The following is a 20274-nucleotide window of genomic DNA, read 5'->3' as shown; positions in this document are numbered from 1 at the left end:
ACGTAAAGCGCGTTGCGTGAATCCTTTTTCACGCAACGCGCTAGGGAGAGAGCGGCCCCCGGCATCTCCGATGCGGAATGCGGGGGGTGCGTCTTCTTGCCGATGGCGGTCTTGCCCGCCGATTCGCAGCTTTACGTGTTGAAGCGGAAGTGGATGACGTCGCCGTCCTGGACGACGTATTCCTTGCCTTCGTCCCGGGCCTTGCCAGCTTCCTTGGCACCGCTTTCGCCGCCGAACTGGATATAATCGTCATAGGCGATGGTGTTGGCGCGAATGAAGCCGCGTTCGAAGTCCGAATGGATGACGCCGGCCGCGGCCGGTGCCTTGGTGCCGCGCTCGATGGTCCAGGCGCGGGTCTCCTTCGGTCCCACCGTGAAATAGGTGATGAGGTCGAGCAGCTTGTAACCGGCGCGGATGAGACGGTCGAGGCCGGCTTCGCTGAGGCCCAGCGCTTCGAGGAACTCGCGGGACTCGTCTTCGGGAAGCTGGGCCACTTCAGACTCGATGGCTGCCGAGATGACCACGGTTTCCGCGCCCTGCGCCTTGGCCATCGCCTCGACGGCACGCGTATGCGCGTTGCCCTCGACCGCATCGGCTTCGGAAACATTGCAGACATACAGGACGGGGTGCGACGTCAGGAGATTGAGGCCCTTGAGGATCAGGAGTTCCTCGGCGTTGAGGGTGGACAGGAGCGTGCGGACGGGCTTGCCTTCGTTGAGCAGCTTCAGCGACGCATCCATGATCGGAAGGGCCGCAACCGATTCCTTGTCCTTCGAGCTCGCCCGCTTACGCGTCTGCTCGGTCCGGCGCTCGAGGCTTTCGAGATCGGCCAGCATCAGCTCGGTCTCGATCGTGTCGGCATCGGCAACGGGATCGATCTTGCCTTCGACATGGGTGATGTCATCGTCTTCGAAGCAGCGCAGCACGTGGACCACGGCATCGACTTCGCGGATGTTCGCAAGAAACTGGTTGCCGAGGCCTTCGCCCTTCGACGCGCCGCGCACGAGGCCGGCAATGTCGACGAAGGCGATGCGGGTCGGAATGAGTTCCTTGGACTTGGCGATATCGGCCAGCTTGCGCATCCGCGGATCGGGCACGGCAACTTCACCGGTGTTCGGCTCGATGGTGCAGAAGGGATAGTTCGCCGCCTGTGCCTGCGCCGTCTTCGTCAGCGCGTTGAACAGCGTGGACTTGCCGACGTTCGGCAGACCGACGATACCGCATTTGAAACCCATGGCGTGACGACCCGTCTCTCGTAGTTTTGCAATGCGGTGCCTATGGGCGAAAGCGGCAGAGGGGTCAAGGGGTGGGGGCGGCAGAGGCGCGGGCAAGGGGCGTGCCGCAACCGGTTGTCGTCGGCTCGGCGAGCCCGGGAAATTGTGTGGCCGTGCTTGAAACGCGGCCTGTCCGATGTGATATAGCGGCATGCCTGCACCCGGGCCTTTTCGTCGGAAGGCGCTTGCTCATGAGCGATAGTACCACCACCACGCCGAAGACGGTGACCAAGCCGAAGCTCGATCGGCCGAAACTCTATAAGGTCATTCTCCTGAACGACGACTATACGCCGCGCGACTTTGTCATCATGGTCCTGAAGATCGTGTTCCGGATGAGCGAGGAGACCGGTTACCGGATGATGTTGACGGCCCACAAGATGGGGTCCTGCGTTCTCCTGGTCTGCGCCCGCGACATCGCCGAAACGAAGGCGAAGGAGGCGACCGATCTCGCCAAGGAGGCCGGCTTTCCCATGATGCTGACCACCGAGCCGGAAAACTGAGCACGTCGTCCACGGGTTTCCCCGTCCGGGCCCAAGGGTTTCCCATGCGGGTTGCCTAGTCGTCCTTGTTGCCGAACATCTTCTTCAGCATGTCCGCCATCGGTCCGGTCGTCGGCAGGATTTTCGGCTGGGCATGATTGCGGGCGGCCCTGATGTGCGACTGGCCGGCCGGCTTCGGCTTTGCGGCCGCTTCCGCCGGCGGCGGGCTGCCGGTGGCGAGCGCCAGCTTGTTCATCAGTTGCGAATCCTCGGCGCGGGCAAGCATGTCGGCATTGTCGGCCAAGGCGTCGAGCAGCGGCTCCAGCCAGAGCCGGTCGGCTTTGGAAAAATCGCCGAGGACGTGCCGTTCCACCAGTTCCTTGGAGCCGGGATGGCCGATGCCAAGGCGCAGGCGGCGATAGTCGCGGCCGCAATGGGCGTCCATCGACTTGATGCCATTGTGCCCGCCATGGCCACCGCCGGTCTTCAGCCGCGCCTTTCCGGCAACAAGGTCGAGCTCGTCATAGATCGCAACCACGCCGCCGACCGGAACCTTGTAGAAGCGCATGGCCTCGCCGACCGCTTCGCCGGAGAGATTCATGAAGGTCTGCGGCTTCAGGAGAAGCACCCGCTCGCCGCCGAGATCGCCTTCCGCAATCTCGGCCTTGAACTTCTTCGACCAAGGCGAAAAGGCATGGCGGCGATGGATCGCGTCGAGGGCCATGAAACCGATATTGTGGCGGTTGCCCGCATATTTCGGGCCCGGATTTCCCAGTCCTGCAAAGATCAACATTGTCTCGTCTCGGTTTGTTGCCGGTTCGGGTGCAGGATCGCCGTGCGCGCATGCTGCAGGAAGGCTTCTGCACCTGTCGAGGGCATGTCTGTCAAGCCGGTTCGTGCAGGTGAGGCGTTCGACGGCGTCAGTTGTCGCGTTTGCTGTAGCGATGTTCGATCTCGGCCTGGGTCCCGTCCGCGATCATCCGGTCGAGCGATGTTTGCATCGCGGCGATGGTTTCGTCCGGGACGGCGCGATTGCAGGCGATCCCGGATCGCGTGGTCTCGACCTTGAGGATCTCCTCCAGAGGCTGGCCCTGGCCCTTCAGCTCGGTGAAGGTCTTGCCCGTGAGCAGGGCAAGATCGACGCGGCCTGCCAGCAGCTTCTTCAAGGAAAGCTCGACGCTTGGTGCCGAATCCAGATGCTTGAACCCCCTCGCCAGGGCGATGCGTTCGCCGAGGTCGCCCTTGTGCACCGCGACCGTGAAGCCCGTGGCGTCCTCGATCGTCCGGGGGAGGGCGGTGCCGCCGGTGCGACCGACGAGCAGCATCGTATCGACATTGAGGGGAACCACCCATTTGAATGTCGCGGCGCGCTCGGGAAGAAGCGCTGTCGAGAAAATGCAGGTTGCCGGATCGGACTGCGCCGTTGCAAAAGCGCGGGCCCAAGGGACGATATTCAGCGTGTAGTCGAGATCGACATCCGCCAGAATCCGACGAACCTGCTCGACGGACGAGCCGGATATCACCTGGCCCTTCATAAAGCCGAAAGGCGGATATTCCTCCGTGAGGAACGTCAATGTCTTCGGTGTCTTTGGTGTCTCCGGGGCGACGGCCGGTTGCGCCGCGGCGGGCGTCGCCGCAAGCAGCGCGCACAGGGCGGCTGTTCCGACTGCCGTCGCGCGTCGCGCCTGCCATGGTCCCGTTTGCTGCATGCCGGCCTTCTGCTCCCTGTCGTCTGTCCGTCTCTCGAGAAGCCTGCGGGCCCGCGCGTGTCGCTCAGGCCGTCGTGGCCTTGGCTTCCGAGTGGCTCTCCAGCATCTTCAGCATGTCGCAGATCGCCATCGGCTTGCTGAAGAAATAGCCCTGGCCGTAATCGATGCCGAGCTTCTTCAGGAGCTCCCAGTCTTCGAGCGTTTCGATGCCTTCGGCGACCGTATCATAGCCCATCTGGTTGGAGATCGTGCGAATGCCTTTGATCAGCATGCGGCTCTTGCGCCGGACGTCCACCTCTTCCGCCGTCAGGGAGCGGGTGAAGGACTGGTCCACCTTGACGATATCCACCGGGAAGCGGTTGAGATAGCTCAGGGACGAATAGCCGGTGCCGAAGTCGTCGAGCGCGATGCGGCAGCCGAATTCGCCGAGTTGCTTCAGCACGGCATGAACCTCAGGACTGTCGAGCATCAGCACGGCTTCCGTGATCTCGATGACGATGCGGCTCGGCGCGATATGATTCTTCAGAAGCAGTGCCGCAAGCTTGTGGGGCAAGGTGGTCTCGAACTGCATAGGCGAGAAGTTTACTGCGAGGTAGGTCTCGCCGGTTCCTTCCAGGCGGGAGATCGCGGCGAGATGGCCGATGGCGCGTTCCAGGATGCGTTCGCCGACACGGCCGATCGTGCCGGTTTCCTCCGCGATGCCGATGATGCGGGCGGGAGACAGGACGCCCTTTTCCGGATGGTTCAGGCGCATCAGAGCTTCGAAGCCGACGATGCGGCCATCACTCATGCCCACGATCGGCTGCAGATAGGCCTCGAACCAGTCCTCCCGCAAGCCCGTCTCGATATGCTGGGCGATCTCGTGCCGCTCGCGGGCGGCGTCGAGCATCGAGGTATCGAACATCTGCTTGCCGTTCTTTCCGCCGTGCTTACGCGCATACATGGCGATGTCGGACTTCAGAAGCAGATCCGAGGCGTTCTCGGCATGGACGGGATAAAGAGCGATCCCCACGCTGCAACTGACCGAAAGCTCTGTGCCGCGAACGACAATCGGCTCGGCGAGGCTCGCACAAATGCTGTCGCCGATGTCGCTGGCGAGCATCTCGACGTTTTCGCCATTGATGAGGATCGCGAATTCATCGCCCCCGATGCGCGATATGGTGTCTTCGGGCCGCAGGTTGGCGCGAACGCGGGCAACCACGTGTCGCAGAACCTCGTCCCCGACCGCATGGCCAAAATTGTCGTTGATCCACTTGAACCGGTCGAGATCGATAAAGACGCAGGCGAGCTCTCCAGAGCGCTCGTCGGCCTTGCGGATGCCGGCGTTGAGGGCCGCCTCGAAGCCTTGGCGGTTGAGGAGACCCGTGAGATGGTCGGTCATGGCCTGCATCTGGTTGCGGCTTTCGGCCTGCTTCAGGGCCGTGATGTCGGTCATGACGGCGAGGGCGGCATCCTCCGTCTGCCCATGCTCGAGCGTCATGGTCTCCTGGATCAGAACGGTCATGGTCTCGCCATTCGCCTTGACGAAAGGCACCGTGACCTCGCAGGTGTTCTGAAGTCCGGCGGCGATGCGGCGATCGCGATAGGCTTCGTGCGCCGAGGGATGGATGAATTCCGAAAACAGCCGGTCGATGACGACTTCGCGCGCATAGCCGGTCTTGCTTAGCCAGAAGTTGCTGACGGCAACGATCCTGTCTTCGAGATCGATCGAAAACAACATGGCCGGTGTCAGATTGTAGATTTCGGTCGAGCGCGCATGGGCGCGGCGGAGCGCGTTCTGCTCGTTTTCGAGACGGCTCTGCATCTCGTTGAACTTGAGCACGAGTGCGCCCATCTCGTCGTCCGATTCCCATTCGACCCGCTGACGTGATCCAAACAGGCGGCTCATCTCGATCGCGGCGGTCAGGCGCAGGAGCGGGCGGATGACGGTGATGCGATTTCCGACGATGGCTGCCAGGAAGACGACAGCAATGGCAACGATCAGAATGGAGAAGATGATGAGCTCGTCGGTGCCGAACCGCGAGAACAGGCCGCCGTTGCGCACGTGCAGCTCGACCGTTCCGAGGGATTTCCGTCCGTTTTCGGCGTCGTAGACGATGTCGCGGGACAGGACCGCATGTGAGCCAGCCGCTTCGTCGTCCACGGCCGGGTAGATGGTGGAAAGACCGCCGGGCGCGCCGGTCACCTTGACGAAGGCGATGTTGCCGTCGGCCGTCAGCGCGCGGGCGATGCGGTTGAGGGCCTCTGCGTCGAAATCCCAGAGCGGCTTGGCCAACGCCTTGGCGCCGGCGTCCAGCATGATCTCGGCCGTGGCCATCTGCTCGCGTTCGATGCGGCCGGAGGAGAGGTAGAGGAAGAGCACGATCAGCGGCGCGACGAAGATCAGCATGGCGCCGCACACGATCGCGATGAAACGATGTTCCACGGAGTGCATCATTGTTTCGCCTCGGCATTCGCGTCTGTCATGGCCCGTCCCCGCACCGATCGCGCATCGTTCCGCATGCTGGAACACACCGCACAACCTCCGGCAACAAGACCACAAAAGCATTAAATGTTGTTGAAGCGACAGTCGCCGGACGAGACGCAAAAAGGCCCGCCTGCGCGAGGCAAGCGGGCCTTTCGTAAACCAGTGACGTCAGCTTACCCCGAAGTCGGGATTACTCGGCGTCGCCTTCGTTCTCGGTTTCGCCGGCAGCGTCAGCAGCCGATGCACCTTCTTCTTCTTCCGCCGTCAGGACGTCCGGAGCAGCGATTGTCGCAACCGTGAAGTCACGGTCGGTGATCGTCAGCGTCGCGTTCTCGGGCAGCGTGATGTCAGAAATGTGGATGCCGTCGCCGATCTTGGCCAGGCTGCTGAGGTCGACGGTGATGGCGTCCGGGATCGCGTTCGCCGGGACGACCAGTTCGATCGTGTGGCGAACGACGTTGAGAACGCCGCCGTTCTTGATGGCAGCAGACTTGTCTTCGTTTTCGAAGTGAACCGGCACTTCGACGGTCACGACGCTGTTCTTGGACACGCGCAGGAAGTCGACATGCATGGTGAAGTCGCGCACCGGATCGAGCTGGTAGTCCTTCGGCAGAACCTGGATCTTCTGGCCGTCGACGTCGATCGTGGCAACCGTGGTCATGAAACCGCCGGCGTGAATGCGCTGCGTGACTTCCTTCGTGGGGAGGGCGATGGAAATCGGTGTCTGCTTGTCACCGTAGATGACAGCAGGGATAAGACCGTTACGTCGCAGTTCGCGGGAGGACCCCTTACCAACCCGTTCGCGCGTTTCGGCCTTGAGCTCGTAAGTTGCGTTGCTCATGGCAGTACCTTTCTTGTTGTGAAGCATCCGCTGGCGATGCCGCCGTGCGGATCGAGGTTTTGAGGCCTCATCCGCGTTTGCCTCCAAGGGTGTCTGCGCGGACGCGCGTCCATAACGGAGAATACCCGGAAATGCAATGCTTGCGCGCCTCCGGCCGTTCAGAGGTCGGTAACCGTGCGCAAAGAACATCAGGCGGCGTTAATGGCCTGATGGGACCGCGCATGCGACATCTGCGCTGTCTCTCATAGGTGTTTCATGCTCACAATCCTCTCCTGCGTGGCGCTCGACCATTCCTACCCGCTGCTGGCGGCAGCCTTCGTCATGTGTATTCTCGGCTCCGTCCTGACGATGCGGCTTTACGCCCGGGTGCGGCGTACCCGAGGGGTCCAGAAGCTCCACTGGCTGTTCCTGTCGGGCTCCATCGGCGGCTCGACCATCTGGTCGACGCACTTCATCGCGATGATCAGCTACCGCATGCCGCTCGACCACGCCTATGACCCGCTCATGAGCCTCCTGTCTCTGGCCATCGCCGTCGGCTTCACCCTGTTCGGTTTTGCCGTCACCGCCGGGCGGCAGACGGGCGCGACCATCGAGCTGGGCGGCGGGATCGTCGGTCTCGGCATTGTCGCGATGCACTATGTCGGCATGGCCGCTTTCCTCGTCGCAGGCATCAAGACGTGGGATCCGGTGCTGACCGTTGCCGCCGTCGTCTGCTCGGTGGGTTTCGGAGCCGTGGCCACAAACCGCATCGCGCGGCCGGTCACGCGTTTCTGCAAGTATGGCGGGGCTGTCAGCCTCATCCTGGCGATCGCCTCGCTTCATTTCACGGCGATGGCCGGCATGACCGTCGTGCCGGATCCGACGATATCGATCCCGGCCATGGGCGTCTCGGAAAGCGGGCTTGCGGCCATGGTCCTCCTGATCATGGGGGTCATGCTGGCGCTCGGCGCGTCGGCCTACATCATCGACCTGAACTCCAACCAGATGGCCGCCGAACGCTATCGGCATCTGTCGCTACACGACGCGCTGACGGGGCTGCCGAACCGGAACGCGCTCTACGAGCATGTCGGCGAAACGATGCGCCAGCCGCGCGACGATACGGCCCGCATGGCGGTGGTCGCGATCGGCGTCAACCGGTTCAAGGATGTGAACGACGCGCATGGGCAGGCGGTCGGCGACCGCGTCCTGCGGGAAATCGCCGAGAAGGTGTCCGGCGTCTTGCAGCCCGGCGAATTTCTGGCCCGCAACGGCGACGACGAATTCGTGGCGGTTCGGGATCAGTTTTTCATGAAGGCCGATGCGAAGGATTTCGCCGAACGGATCCTCAGTGCCGTCAACCTGCCGATGGACCTCGAGGGACAGGCTTTTCGCGTGACGGCGAGTGCCGGCATCGCGCTGTTTCCCGGCTCGGGGCAGACCGCGACCGACATTCTGGCGCAGGCGGATCTTGCCATGCAGCGCGCAAAGATGACAGGTCCGACGGTTGTTCGGTTCTACAAGCCGAGCATGGACGCCGCCACCCGCGATCGCAGCCTCCTGTCGATCGACCTGCATCACGCCATCGATCGCGGCGAACTCGAGCTTTTCTACCAGCCGCAGAACGACGTTCTCAGCCGGGAGATCATCGGCTACGAGGTCCTGCTGCGCTGGCGGCATCCGACGCGCGGCATGGTGTCACCCGCCGAATTCATTCCCCTTGCCGAGCGCACCGGCTTCATCCAGACTTTGGGCGACTGGGTGCTGGAAACCGCCTGCCGCGAGGCATCGTCCTGGACCCAGCCGGTGCGAATCGCGGTCAACGTCGCCTCCGCGCAGCTGGCCGACAGGCTGCTGCCGCACCGGGTGCGCGACATCCTGCTGCAGACCGGGCTTGCCGCCGAGCGCCTGGAACTCGAGATCACGGAGTCCGGCATCATCGGCGATCAGCAGCACGCCCTTCACATCATCCGCCAGTTGAAGGCCATGGGCGTGAAGATCGCCATGGACGACTACGGCACCGGATATTCCTCGCTGTCCACGCTGCAGAACTTTCCGTTCGACAAGATCAAGATCGACCGGAGCTTCGTTGACGGGATCGGCCGCAGCCGGCCGGCCGAAGCGATCGTCCGTTCGACGATCATCCTGGCGCGCAGCCTCGATATTCCGGTGCTGGCCGAAGGGGTGGAGACGGAGGAGCACATGACGTTTCTGCAGGGAGAGGGCTGCCTTCAGGTTCAGGGCTATCTCTTCGGGAAGCCGCAGCCGCTCTCCGATATCAAGACGGCGGTCATGACGGCCCTCATGACGTCTGCTGAGATCGATCCGCCGGCCCCTGCCGAGATCGTCGCGCCGACGCCGGCCGTGGCGGCCTGAGGCCGGGTCAGGACAGTCGGCGCGCGGCGGCGCGTCTCGCCCTCAGATGGGCGAGAGACAGCATCAGGCCACCCGCGACGATGCCCCAGAAAGCGCCGGAAATGCCGGCGAAGCTGACGCCGGAGGCTGTCACGAGGAAGGTGATGGCCGCACCGTCGCGGCTTTCGGCATCCTTGAAGGCAGCGGCGGCCGACGTCGCAAACGCGCCGATCAGCGCGAGGCCCGCCACGGCCTGGATGAGCACCGGCGGGGCAAGGCCGACGAGCAGGGTCACGGTGGCCGCCAGAAGTCCGAAGACGATGTAGAAGATGCCGGCGAGGATGGCCGACCAGTAGCGCCGCGCGGGATCGGCATGCGAATCTGGTCCGGCGCACATGGCCGCCGTGATGGCCGCAAGGTTGACGGCATGGCCGCCGAAGGGCACCGCAAAGAGCGAGAAGAGCCCGGTTGCGGCAAAGAGCGGGCCTGGCTCCGGCGCAAAGCCATGGACTTTCAGCACCGCGATGCCGGGAATGTTCTGCGAGGCCATGGTGACGACGAAGAGGGGCAGGGCGATGGAGACAAGGCCCGCTACCGTGAACACCGGCATCACGAAGACCGGCTCGGGAACGAGCGTCGCAGCAAGTCCGTCCAGTGCGCCGGGCGGGATGTCGATGCCGAAGATGATGACGAGCGTGAAGGCGAGGAGAGCGGCGGGCACGGCCAGCAGACGATTGATCGCTCCGGCAAGGGCCCAGGCCAGCACGATCGGCAGGCCGAGGGCAGGATCGGCGCCCACGGCCTTGACCGGCGCAAAGCACAGCGACACCAACACGCCCGCGAGCATGGCATTTGCCAGGGGGGCAGGGATCATGGCGACGAGCCGGCCGAGGGGCCGCCAGAGGCCGGCGATAACGATCATGACGCCACAGAGCGCGAAGCCGCCGGCTGCGGCCGGAAAACCGCTGGCGATCGCGCCCGAACTGGCAATGAGCGCGGCGCCCGGCGTCGACCAGGCGATGCTGATCGGAAGGCGTGTCCACACGCTCAGCAGGATGGCCAGAACGCCCATGGAGACCGAGAGGGCCATGAGCCCGGAGGCCGCTTCGGCTTCGGTCGCGCCGACCGCCGACAGGCCGTGCAGGATGACGGCAAACGAACTGGCAAAGCCGACAAAGGCCGTGAGGAACCCCATGAAGAGGCTCTGGAAGGAAATGTCGCGCAGCATGATGGTCCGTCGAATGAAATGCGAGGGGCGCCGGCCGTCATCGGTCGACTCTCGTCCCGCTGTAGCAAGCGGGAGGCTTTGAGGACACAGGCAGGAGCGATTTTTCCCGGGCGGTGTTTCCGATCGCGGCGGAGTCTCTCGCCCTTGCCATGGACGTTTGAGCAAATCCCGGTATAGTGCCATACTGTCAGCTTTCGGGGAGGAGAGCGGATGAACCATTCGGATCACGTTCAGGCCGTGGCGCATCATGTGTCTGCGGCAGCCAGTTCGCCCGTTGCCGCTTCGTGGCGGCGCTGCGTGACCGTGCACGGGCTTTCGCCCGAGGAAGCCCGGCTTCCCGTACGGCTCGATGAACAGGCCTTTCGCCTCGCGCGCGAACAAAGCGAACCCTTGCTCGAAGAAGCGCGCGGCGAGATCGACAGGCTGTTTGCCACTGTGGGGAAGGCGGGATGCTGCCTGCTTCTGACCGACGGCAACGGCGTGGCGCTCGATCGCCGAGGGGCTGCCGGCGACGACGAGGACTTCCGCGGCATCGGCCTCTGGTCCGGCACCGTGTGGAGCGAGGCGAGCGTCGGCACCAACGGGATCGGCACGTCGATCGCGGACGAGCGGCCGATCGTCATCTTCCGCGACCAGCATTTTCTCAGCCGCAACACGGGTCTTTCCTGTGCGACCGCGCCGATCCGCGATCATTGCGGACGGGTGACCGCGGCGATCGACATCTCCACCTGTCGGGAGGATGCCGGCGAAATGGCGATGTCCATCCTGTCGCAGGCCGTCCGGGATGCCGCCGCGCGGATCGAAGCGAACCTTTTCCACCGGGCCTTTCGCGGCCATCGCATCCTGCTGGTGCCGGCCGAAGGCAAGACGGCGCCGGCGCTGCTCGCAATCGATCGCGACGACCTCGTGCTCGGTGCAACGCGGGCGGCGCGGCTGACCCTGCGGATCGACGATGCGCGGATCGCCGCCGGCATTCCCGCCTCCGACCTGCTGCACGATCGTCCCGCGGGCGAGCAGGAAAACCTTGACGATGCGGAGCGCGCGGCACTGCGCCGGGTTCTGTCGCGGGCTGGCGGAAACGTGTCTGCCGCTGCCGAAAGCCTCGGAATCAGCCGCGCGACGCTCTATCGCAAGATCAAGAAGCTGGCGATCGACTGAACCGTCTCCCGCTTTCGCAATGCAGCGAAGGTTGCAGCGCACGCCTGTCGCAGATGTGAGACAAACGTCGTCTCGATCGGTTCATCGCGCCTTTTGTCCCGGTCTTTTCCAGCGCAGGGTATCGCCAGACAGAGGGAACTGTCCTTTGGAGGAGAACCACATGCTGCACCAGAAAATCGTCGAGAACCCGTTCCGGCAGAAATACGGCAACTTCATCGGAGGCGCCTGGCGCGACGCCGCGAGCGGCCGCACGTTCGACAACACGACACCTGTCACCGGTGGCGTGCTCTGCCAGATCGCGCGCTCGGAAGCGGCTGATGTCGAGGCGGCGCTGGATGCCGCCCATGCGGCCAAGGACAAGTGGGGCCGGACCTCGACCACGGAACGCGCCAACATCCTGATGAAGATCGCGCAGCGCATGGAAGACAACATGGAGCTTCTGGCGCGCGCCGAAACCTGGGACAACGGCAAGCCGCTGCGCGAAACCATGGCGGCCGACATGCCGCTCGCCATCGATCATTTCCGCTATTTCGCATCGTGCGTGCGGGCGCAGGAAGGCACGATCGGTGAAGTCGATCGCGACACGATCGCCTATCATTTCCATGAACCGCTCGGCGTCGTCGGGCAGATCATTCCATGGAACTTCCCGATCCTCATGGCCGCGTGGAAGCTTGCGCCGGCGCTGGCTGCCGGAAACTGCGTGATCCTCAAGCCGGCCGAGCAGACGCCTGCCTCGATCCTCGTCTGGGCCGAACTGATCGCCGACCTGCTGCCGCCGGGCGTCCTCAACATCGTCAACGGCTTTGGTCTCGAAGCGGGCAAGCCTCTGGCGACCAATCCGCGCATCAACAAGGTCGCCTTTACCGGGGAAACGTCCACGGGCCGGCTCATCATGCAATATGCCAGCCAGAACCTGATCCCGGTGACGCTGGAACTCGGTGGCAAATCGCCGAACATCTTCTTCTCGGACGTGATGGCGGAGGACGACGACTATCTCGACAAGGCTCTTGAAGGCTTTGCCATGTTCGCGCTCAACCAGGGCGAAGTCTGCACTTGCCCCAGCCGGGCGCTGGTCAGCGAAAAGATCTACGACCGGTTCATGGAAAAGGCGCTGAAGCGCGTCGCGGCCATCAAGCAGGGCAACCCGCTCGACATGAGCACGATGATCGGTGCGCAGGCGTCGTCCGAGCAACTGGACAAGATCCTGTCCTACATGGACATCGGCAAGCAGGAAGGTGCGGAAGTCCTGATCGGCGGCGAGCGCAACATGCTCGACGGTGATCTGGCCGGCGGCTACTACGTCAAGCCGACCGTGCTCAAGGGGCACAACAAGATGCGGGTCTTCCAGGAGGAAATCTTCGGCCCCGTCGTTTCCGTCACGACCTTCAAGGACGATGCGGAAGCGCTCGAGATCGCCAACGATACGCTCTATGGCCTTGGCGCCGGCGTCTGGAGTCGCGATGCCAATCGCTGCTACAACTTCGGTCGCAACATCCAGGCCGGCCGCGTCTGGACCAACTGCTACCACGCCTATCCCGCCCACGCGGCCTTCGGCGGCTACAAGCAGTCCGGCATCGGTCGCGAGACACACAAGATGATGCTGGATCACTATCAGCAGACCAAGAACATGCTGGTCAGCTACAGCCCGAAGGCGCTCGGTTTCTTCTGATCCAGACAAATGCGCGCCACACATGTGGCTCCGAGAAAAGACAGTCTCCCGGACATTCCGGGAGACTTTGCTGTCCGAGCAGCTGCCGTCGTTCAGCCGTGCCGGGCGACCAGGGCCAGCGCGCTCCAGATGAGCAACGACAGGCTGATGCAACTCAGATAGCACTCCGCGCGATACGACATACCGTGATCCTCCCAAATCCAGGGTGAGAATATGTCACATTCATCCACGAGTCGTCACTCGCTAGATTTAGTAGGATCTCATGGAAGGACGGACTTGTCATGCAGGGTGTTGAGGTCGGCGATATGCCGGACGGGCAGAAGCGCGTGCTTGCAACACAGGCGGCACTCGACCTGATCGAGGAGATCCGACAGGATCATCCCGACATCCTGTTCCACCAGTCCGGCGGCTGCTGCGACGGTTCCTCGCCGATGTGTTATCCTGCGGACGATTATATCGTCGGTGATCACGATGTTCGGCTTGGCGAGATCGGCGGCGTGCCCGTCTATATCAGCGGCAGCCAGTTTGCGGTCTGGAAACACACCCAATTGATCATCGATGTCGTCCCCGGACGGGGTGGCATGTTCTCGCTCGACAACGGCCGCGAGAAGCGCTTCCTCACGCGCTCCCGGCTCTTTTCCGGTGGCGAGGCCTGCGCGGTCCCCACCCGCAGCTGAGATGCCGGAGCTTCAATCACGGACGCGAAAGATCTTCAGCGCCGCTTCGTCCGGCGTTTGAACCGGTGCGAGATAGTCGGGAACGATGCCCTTTCCGAGCGTGGCATAGAGCCCGTCCGGCGCGCGCTGCGCAACGAGTTCGGTCTGGCCGTCCTCGGTGCAATAGGCAAGAAGGGTGACGCCATCGCGCCGGAGGAGATCTCCTGCCGCCGTTGGCGAGGCAAGACCGATGTTCAGTTCCGCCAGCATCCCGGCCGTGTTCCGATGATAGGGTGCCGCGAGCACATGATGCGGCGTGAAGCGCAGGATGGCTGCGCCGAGGTTGGACGGCGCAGCGACAAGGCCCGATGGCTCGCCCACGAGTGGCAGAAGCGCCTCCCGGGTGACGCAGGCGCTCGTCTTGACACCCGTCATGACCGTATCGTCCGTCCCGGCCATGCTCGCGATCGCGGCGGCCGCCAAGGCCCAGACGCTCGGGACCGAGGCCAGCATCAGCCCGGCAAAGGCGAGCTCCGCGCGGGTGCTCCTTGGTTCCCGCTGTGCGCGATGGCGCAGATCGGACACGGCGAGCGCGAGCGGGAAGATCGACAGAAAATTGAGGAAGGTCGTGCCGCGGATCTGAAACAGGCTGATGGCCAGCGTCGGCAGGCAGAGCGCCAGGAAGATGACGTGTATCTCCCGTTTGTCGTTTCGCCAGATCCGGATCAGGCAGGTCAGGACTGCCAGGATACCGGCCGCAAAGCCGAAACCGAGGTAGGACGGCATGGTCTGCGACAGCTGGACGATCGACTGGGCTTCCTCCACCCGATCGAGCCAGAGGGTCTTCAGCAGGGGGTCGAGGGAGGCGAGGGGATTTGCCAGGCACTGCGGTGCCACCACCATGGTGACGATGACGACGGCCGCGGCCGAAACGGCCAGTGCGAGCGCGCGGACCCGGGGAGAACCCTTGCTGGCGGTCAGCGCCGACAGGTAAAGCGTGGTTCCGCCGGATGTCGCTATGGCGAAGAAGCCGAGGGAGAGGTTGTCGCAGGTCACCATCCCATAGAGATGCGGCGGCGTGGTCGCAAGAAAGGCCGCAGCGACGGTGACGGCGAGCGAGAGGCCAAAGGCCTTCGCGGCCCCTTCCATTCTGCTCCCGTGCCACGCCCACCTCAGGGCCACGATGGTTCCGGCGGTGGCGACCAGCGGCGTGGTTTCCACGCCGACGGCGATGGCGATCCCCGCTGCGATCCCGGCAAGGACGTGGCCACCCGTCCGGCCGAGAGGGTCCGTGAGACCGGCTACGAGCAGGGCGATCAGGGCGAGCTGCACATTGTGATGATCGATGTCCCCCGGCTGGAACCGCACATTGCTGATCAGCGAGAGGACGATGAGACCGAGGCCGATCAGCATCGTCTGCCGCCCGCCGATGTTGTTGCAGGCTCGGGCCACGCCGATGACCACGGGGACGATCAGCAGGATGGGCCAGACGAACAGAGCCGCGGCCTCGCTTCTCTCCGGCGGCAGGACGAGACCGAAGACGGCGATCAGGCCGGCGATCGGCAGATCCACGAGGCGTGACCAGTGCATGAGCGTGCCGCCTGCAAGGCCGAGGCGATATTGCATCATATCGAACCAGCCCTGTCCGGCGAGAAAGTCGCGCACCTCGACAAGGCGCATCGCGTCGTCGTTGTCGCCGCCGACATAGTCGGTGGCCCTGATGCCGGCGATGACGGATGCGACGACGACGACGATGATGGCAAGGAGGACGGCGACCCACGGCCTGTCTCCCGATGCCCGGAGCGTTGCCAGCCAACGCGTCGTCGCCGCTCGCGTCGTTGGTTGGGCACTGCGAAAGCTGGTCTGGGGAAGGATCACGGAATCGGTCTCGCAAGCAGCTCCGGAATATCCGGGGGAGCCGGCAGCCTAGGGCAGGAAGGTGAAAAAAGCCTTTGCCGGGCGACGCGGAGCGCGCGGCATGGCCGGCCCGCGCGGCGATCCCGGAGGCGTGGCGGGCCTCTTCAACCGGGCTTTAATGTTTCATCGGCATTGTCATGCGATCGCCACGGATGACATCGATGCAGACGCTTCCGACAGACCTCAGGATTGCCGTACTTCTTCCCTGCTACAATGAGGCGGCGACGATCATCTCCGTCGTCCATGCCTTCCGCACCGCGCTGCCTTCGGCGCGCATTCATGTCTACGACAACAATTCGACCGACGAGACGGCCTTGCGGGCAACCCTTGCCGGGGCCCTGGTCACGCGGGAAACGCGCCAGGGAAAGGGACACGTCGTCCGCCGGATGTTTGCCGATGTCGATGCGGATCTCTACGTGATGGCGGACGGCGACGGCACCTATGCGGCAGCCGACGCACCTGCGCTCATCGCGACACTGATCGCGGAGCGGGCCGACATGGTCGTCGGCACGAGACGGGGTGTGACAGCCGATGCGGGACGGCAGGGGCATGCGTTTGGCAACCGGCTGTTCAACCGGCTCTACCGGGCCCTGTTCGGCAACGACTTTACCGACATCTTCTCCGGCTACCGCGTGTTCTCACGCCGTTTTGCCAAGAGCTTTCCTGCCGTGTCCGGCGGATTCGAAATCGAGACCGAGATGTCGGTGCATGCGTCGCGGCTGAAGCTGCCGGTCTGCGAACTGCCGCTTGATTACGGCCGGCGGCCTGCCGGATCTCATTCCAAGCTCTCCACCTTCCGCGACGGCGGGCGGATCCTGTGGATGTTCGCCATGCTGATGAAGGAAACCCGGCCCTTTACCTTCTTCGGGGCGTTCAGCGGGGCCTTCATGGCTGCGAGCCTGATTTTCATGGCGCCGGTTTTGCTCGAATATTTCGAGACCGGACTCGTCCGGCGCATGCCGACCTGGGTGCTTTCGGTGGCGCTGATGATGATCTCGTTCATGATGTTCACCGCCGGGCTCATCCTCGATTCGCTTGCTCGCGCCAGAGCCGAGCAGTTGCGGCTCCACTACATGGCGCTGCCGTCGAGCCCCTTCCTGGCCGAACCCGGCACCGTTGCGGTCGAGCCGATGCCGCATGAAGCAAGCGTTGCGCGCAGCGCCGCCGCTTAGACCCTGGAGAGCGATCGATGAACCGCGAGACGACAAACCGCATCCGCTTCGTGCTGGAAGACCTGCTGCCGCCGGTCGTCCGGGATTCGCGGCTGTTCCGCGCGGCCGCCAAGCTGGTGTGGGGCGAGCATATCGTGCACCTCGCGGAGTTTCGTGCCCGCGCGCCGTTCCTGTCGGAAGCGGAGTATGAGGCGCTCTACCGCAAGCATCCGCGCGTGCATGCAGGGACGGACAATTCATCGGCCTGCATCCGCCGCATCGCCGGTGCGATCGAGGGCGATAGCGTCTGCGACGTCGGCTGCGGTACCGGCGCGCTGTTGAAACATATCCAGGCTTCCCGTCCCGATCTCACCCGCGTGACCGGCGTGGATTTCGTCGTCGACGATGCCGGGAGCCTTCCGGGTGTCGAATATATCGCGGCTCGCATCGAGGACCTGCCGTTTGCGGATGGCGCGTTCGACACGGTCGTCTGCACGCATGTCATCGAGCATGTCCTCGATTACCGGCAGGCCATCGCCGAGCTGCGCCGGATCGCGCGCCGTCGCCTGATCATCGTCGTGCCGCGCGAGCGGGAGTATCGCTACAGCTTCAACCCGCATTTCAACTTCTTCCCCTACACCCACTCCTTCCTTCGGGCCGTCCATCCGGTTCCCGCAATCCATGTTTGCGAGGACATCGGCCGCGACATCTTCTACTGCGAAACGGTGGAAAACGAGGGTGCGCGTGTGGGCAGCCTCGCGGCGGCCGCGGCATGAGCGGGGGAACCTACAGCCCGGCCCTGTGGCTGGGGCTGTCCGGGACGCCGCTGATGATCGCGATGGGTCAGGTGCTGTTCAAGCTGTCGAGCCGAACGACCGGCGACTTCGGCGTGGCCGGCATCCTGTCGCTTCTGCTCAATCCGCTGATGATCGCCGCCCTTGCCGTCTACGGTGTCGGCACGCTTGTCTGGATCTTCGTGCTGAAGAGCGTGCCGCTGACGATGGCCTACTCGTTCATGGCCCTGACGTTCTGCTTCGTGCCGCTGCTCGCCAGCATCTTCCTCGGGGAAACGCTGACGCTGAAAACAGCCATCGGCGCCATGCTGCTCATCGGCGGCATGATCGTCATCAACAGCTGACATCAAAGGTCGGCCGAAGGGCCGATCTCAATCGAAGAGGCTGGAAACGGACTCTTCCTGGCTCGTGCGATTGATGGCCTCACCGATGAGGCTGGCCGTCGAGATCACGCGGATATTGTGGGCCGACTGCACGGCGGTCGTCGGCTGGATGCTGTCGGTAATGACAAGCTCCTTGAGCTTGGACGAGGTGACACGGGCGACCGCGCCGCCCGAAAGCACGCCGTGGGTGATATAGGCGGTGACGCTCGTCGCGCCGTTCTTGAGAAGCGCCTCGGCCGCGTTGCAGAGCGTGCCGCCGCTGTCCACGATATCGTCGATCAGCAGGCAGTCCTTGCCCGTCACGTCGCCGATCACGTTCATGACCTCGGATTCGCCGGCCCGTTCGCGCCGCTTGTCGACGATGGCCAGCTGACAGTCGAGACGCTTGGCGAGCGCACGGGCGCGCACCACGCCCCCCACGTCGGGGGAGACGACCATGACGTTGCTGAGCGCATAGTGCTCTTTCACGTCGCGCGTCAGGATCGGAACCGAGTAGAGGTTGTCCGTCGGAATGTCGAAGAAGCCCTGGATCTGGCCGGCATGCAGGTCGAGCGTCAACACGCGGTCGGCACCGGCCTCTGTGATGAGATTGGCAACCAGCTTGGCGGAAATTGGCGTGCGTGGCCCGGGTTTGCGGTCCTGGCGGGCATAACCGAAGTAGGGAATGACGGCCGTGATGCGCCGGGCCGACGAGCGACGCATGGCGTCGATCATGATCAGCAGTTCCATCAGGTGGTCGTTCGTCGGGAAGGACGTGGACTGCACGAGGAAGACGTCCTCGCCGCGGACGTTTTCCTGCACCTCGACAAAGATTTCCTGGTCGGCAAAGCGCCGGACAGTCGCCCGTCCGAGCGGAAGATTGAGATAGTTGCAGATCGCTTCGGCCAGGAGCCGGTTCGAATTGCCTGCGAAAACCTTCATCGATGGTCCGCCTGTCGTGCTGTCCGGGATAGGCCCGAACCGGACGGTCCGTTTGCCGTAATCCGCAAGATTCCGTAAACCCGCATCCCAATGCGCAGCGGCGCCGGAGGGCGTGTGCCCGTCGATGCCGATGGGCGCTTCATAGCGGCCTTGTCCCTGAATGCAAGAGGAAGGCCGGAATCGAGGCGGTTTATCCGAAAAAGATTTCGCGGCGCGGCGGAAGACAGGGTTCGACGGCCTCAACCGGCCGAGGAGTCGCGCCATGTCAGGTACTGACCGACGCTCTTCGTGGCGATGTCGCGCATGGTCTGCGGCGGAACGCCCGACCAGAGATCGGCGCCATTGGTGTCGACGCTGTCCTGCCCCTGGATCCGGTGCAGGCGGTTTCCAGCCTGATCGAGCACGTCCCAGACATAGACGATGGTCGTCTTTCGTCCGTCCTTGAACGCAGAGAAATAGCCCTTGAGGATGTGCTGGCTGCCGGGGTCGGCCGCCGTCTTGATGACGAGACCGTGCGAGCGCGCTTCGGAACCGAGCTGCTCGGAGAGCGGACGAATGGCTTCCACGGGCGCACCCATGATGGGAAGAAAGCGGATGCTGCCGGCCGGGCCCGCCTTGGTGTCAGGCGCGATCGCAGCCTCTTCCTGCGGGGAGGTGCCGGCCTCCGCCGGGACATCGTCTTGCGCCGTTTCCACCTGTTCCGCCTGTTCGGCCTGCGGTTCTTCCGAGAGGCGGGCGTGCGGGGCTTCGGGCGTCTGCGCCCGCGCGGCGGCCTCGGTCTCGCTGACCTGATTGCCGCCTGCCGGAAAGCCGACGGCGCTGTCGGAACCGGAGATCTGCGGCGGCGGATTGCTGACAAGGGCCTGGGCCTGCGCCTCGAGGGAGCCGGCCGGATTGCGGTAGTCCTCATTGCCGCGCGCATAGGCCGTGCCGGTGATGTCGGGCTGAGCCTGCTCGCCGGGTTCGGAGAGGCTTGCGGATCGTTGAACGCGCATCTCCTGCACGGCCGTCGCAGCCGCAGGGGCGCTGCCGACGACCGGCTGTTGCGCGGACATGGTGTCGAGATCGGCCTGATTGACAGGTGACGACTGATAGCTGCCGTCGCCGACGTTTTCCGGCGGCGTCAGCGCGTCGATGCTGTTGCAGGCAGACAGCGCAAAAAGGAAAGGCAGGACGCGCAGGGATGTCCTGGCGCGGCTGCGCACGATGTTCGTCGTCGTTGCAAAGAGGATGCGCACGGTCGACCTCCATCCTGGAGAGATGCCGCGTCCGCCGCTTGTCTTCAGCAAGCCGCAT

General features: G+C 63.9%; 17 protein-coding genes. 8 read left to right on the top strand and 9 right to left on the bottom strand.

The window, feature by feature from the left end:
- Positions 1–131 precede the first annotated feature (131 nt).
- On the bottom strand, positions 132–1235 hold the full coding sequence (gene ychF, locus ASG03_RS17685) for a redox-regulated ATPase YchF (protein WP_062476182.1): 1104 nt from the start codon (positions 1233–1235) through the stop codon (positions 132–134).
- 230 nt (positions 1236–1465) lie between these two features.
- Here ychF and clpS point away from each other — a divergent pair, with 230 nt between their 5' ends.
- The gene (gene clpS, locus ASG03_RS17680) at positions 1466–1774 is read left to right on the top strand and encodes an ATP-dependent Clp protease adapter ClpS (protein ID WP_062476179.1); all 309 of its coding nucleotides are present in this window, start codon (positions 1466–1468) and stop codon (positions 1772–1774) included.
- 55 nt (positions 1775–1829) lie between these two features.
- Here the strand turns inward: clpS and pth are convergent, their stop codons facing one another.
- From pth to ASG03_RS17660, 4 genes are all read right to left on the bottom strand, one after another.
- Positions 1830–2546, bottom strand: coding sequence for an aminoacyl-tRNA hydrolase (gene pth, locus ASG03_RS17675; protein WP_062694839.1), 717 nt, complete (start codon positions 2544–2546; stop codon positions 1830–1832).
- 127 nt (positions 2547–2673) lie between these two features.
- Entirely contained in the window at positions 2674–3462 is a 789-nt protein-coding gene (locus ASG03_RS17670; RefSeq protein WP_062694837.1) for a substrate-binding periplasmic protein, read from the bottom strand.
- Between the two features lie 64 nt (positions 3463–3526).
- The gene (locus ASG03_RS17665) at positions 3527–5899 is read right to left on the bottom strand and encodes a putative bifunctional diguanylate cyclase/phosphodiesterase (protein ID WP_062694835.1); all 2373 of its coding nucleotides are present in this window, start codon (positions 5897–5899) and stop codon (positions 3527–3529) included.
- Positions 5900–6119: 220 nt separating this feature from the next.
- Positions 6120–6770: a 50S ribosomal protein L25/general stress protein Ctc gene (locus ASG03_RS17660; RefSeq protein ID WP_062476167.1), complete on the bottom strand. Its 651-nt coding sequence runs from the start codon at positions 6768–6770 to the stop codon at positions 6120–6122.
- Positions 6771–7025: 255 nt separating this feature from the next.
- Between ASG03_RS17660 and ASG03_RS17655 the strand changes: the two genes are divergently transcribed.
- On the top strand, positions 7026–9122 hold the full coding sequence (locus tag ASG03_RS17655) for a putative bifunctional diguanylate cyclase/phosphodiesterase (RefSeq protein ID WP_082475832.1): 2097 nt from the start codon (positions 7026–7028) through the stop codon (positions 9120–9122).
- Positions 9123–9129: 7 nt separating this feature from the next.
- Here ASG03_RS17655 and ASG03_RS17650 read toward each other — a convergent pair whose 3' ends face one another.
- A complete protein-coding gene (locus ASG03_RS17650; protein ID WP_062694833.1) occupies positions 9130–10329 on the bottom strand; it encodes a benzoate/H(+) symporter BenE family transporter in 1200 nt (399 codons plus the stop codon).
- 210 nt (positions 10330–10539) lie between these two features.
- On the opposite strand from ASG03_RS17650, the gene ASG03_RS17645 reads away from it, so the two are divergent.
- The 3 genes from ASG03_RS17645 (at position 10540) to ASG03_RS17635 (ending at position 13833) form a co-directional block, all read left to right on the top strand.
- A complete protein-coding gene (locus ASG03_RS17645) occupies positions 10540–11487 on the top strand; it encodes a helix-turn-helix domain-containing protein (protein ID WP_062476158.1) in 948 nt (315 codons plus the stop codon).
- A gap of 160 nt (positions 11488–11647) precedes the next feature.
- Positions 11648–13156: an aldehyde dehydrogenase gene (gene adh / locus ASG03_RS17640; protein WP_062694831.1), complete on the top strand. Its 1509-nt coding sequence runs from the start codon at positions 11648–11650 to the stop codon at positions 13154–13156.
- Positions 13157–13437: 281 nt separating this feature from the next.
- Positions 13438–13833 (top strand): DUF779 domain-containing protein, encoded by a 396-nt coding sequence (locus tag ASG03_RS17635; RefSeq protein WP_443216627.1) that lies wholly within the window; start codon positions 13438–13440, stop codon positions 13831–13833.
- Positions 13834–13845: 12 nt separating this feature from the next.
- Here the strand turns inward: ASG03_RS17635 and ASG03_RS17630 are convergent, their stop codons facing one another.
- Entirely contained in the window at positions 13846–15690 is a 1845-nt protein-coding gene (locus ASG03_RS17630) for a hypothetical protein (protein WP_082475831.1), read from the bottom strand.
- Between the two features lie 200 nt (positions 15691–15890).
- Here ASG03_RS17630 and ASG03_RS17625 point away from each other — a divergent pair, with 200 nt between their 5' ends.
- The 3 genes from ASG03_RS17625 to ASG03_RS17615 are packed head-to-tail and all read left to right on the top strand — an operon-like array spanning position 15891 to position 18018.
- Entirely contained in the window at positions 15891–16901 is a 1011-nt protein-coding gene (locus tag ASG03_RS17625; RefSeq protein WP_062476152.1) for a glycosyltransferase, read from the top strand.
- A gap of 17 nt (positions 16902–16918) precedes the next feature.
- On the top strand, positions 16919–17656 hold the full coding sequence (locus tag ASG03_RS17620) for a class I SAM-dependent methyltransferase (protein ID WP_062694830.1): 738 nt from the start codon (positions 16919–16921) through the stop codon (positions 17654–17656).
- Positions 17653–18018 (top strand): EamA family transporter, encoded by a 366-nt coding sequence (locus tag ASG03_RS17615; RefSeq protein ID WP_062694828.1) that lies wholly within the window; start codon positions 17653–17655, stop codon positions 18016–18018. Before ASG03_RS17620 ends, ASG03_RS17615 begins: the two co-directional genes overlap by 4 nt.
- A 27-nt stretch (positions 18019–18045) precedes the next feature.
- On the opposite strand, the gene ASG03_RS17610 is transcribed toward ASG03_RS17615, so the two are convergent.
- Positions 18046–18978, bottom strand: coding sequence for a ribose-phosphate pyrophosphokinase (locus ASG03_RS17610; RefSeq protein ID WP_062476144.1), 933 nt, complete (start codon positions 18976–18978; stop codon positions 18046–18048).
- Positions 18979–19217: 239 nt separating this feature from the next.
- Positions 19218–20216: a hypothetical protein gene (locus ASG03_RS17605; RefSeq protein WP_062694826.1), complete on the bottom strand. Its 999-nt coding sequence runs from the start codon at positions 20214–20216 to the stop codon at positions 19218–19220.
- Positions 20217–20274 lie beyond the last annotated feature (58 nt).

The organism is Rhizobium sp. Leaf341, assembly GCF_001424325.1.
Taxonomy (GTDB): Bacteria; Pseudomonadota; Alphaproteobacteria; order Rhizobiales; family Rhizobiaceae; genus Ferranicluibacter.
The sequence above is the reverse complement of the archived record's forward strand: the minus strand, read 5'-3'. Positions and strand labels throughout refer to the sequence as shown.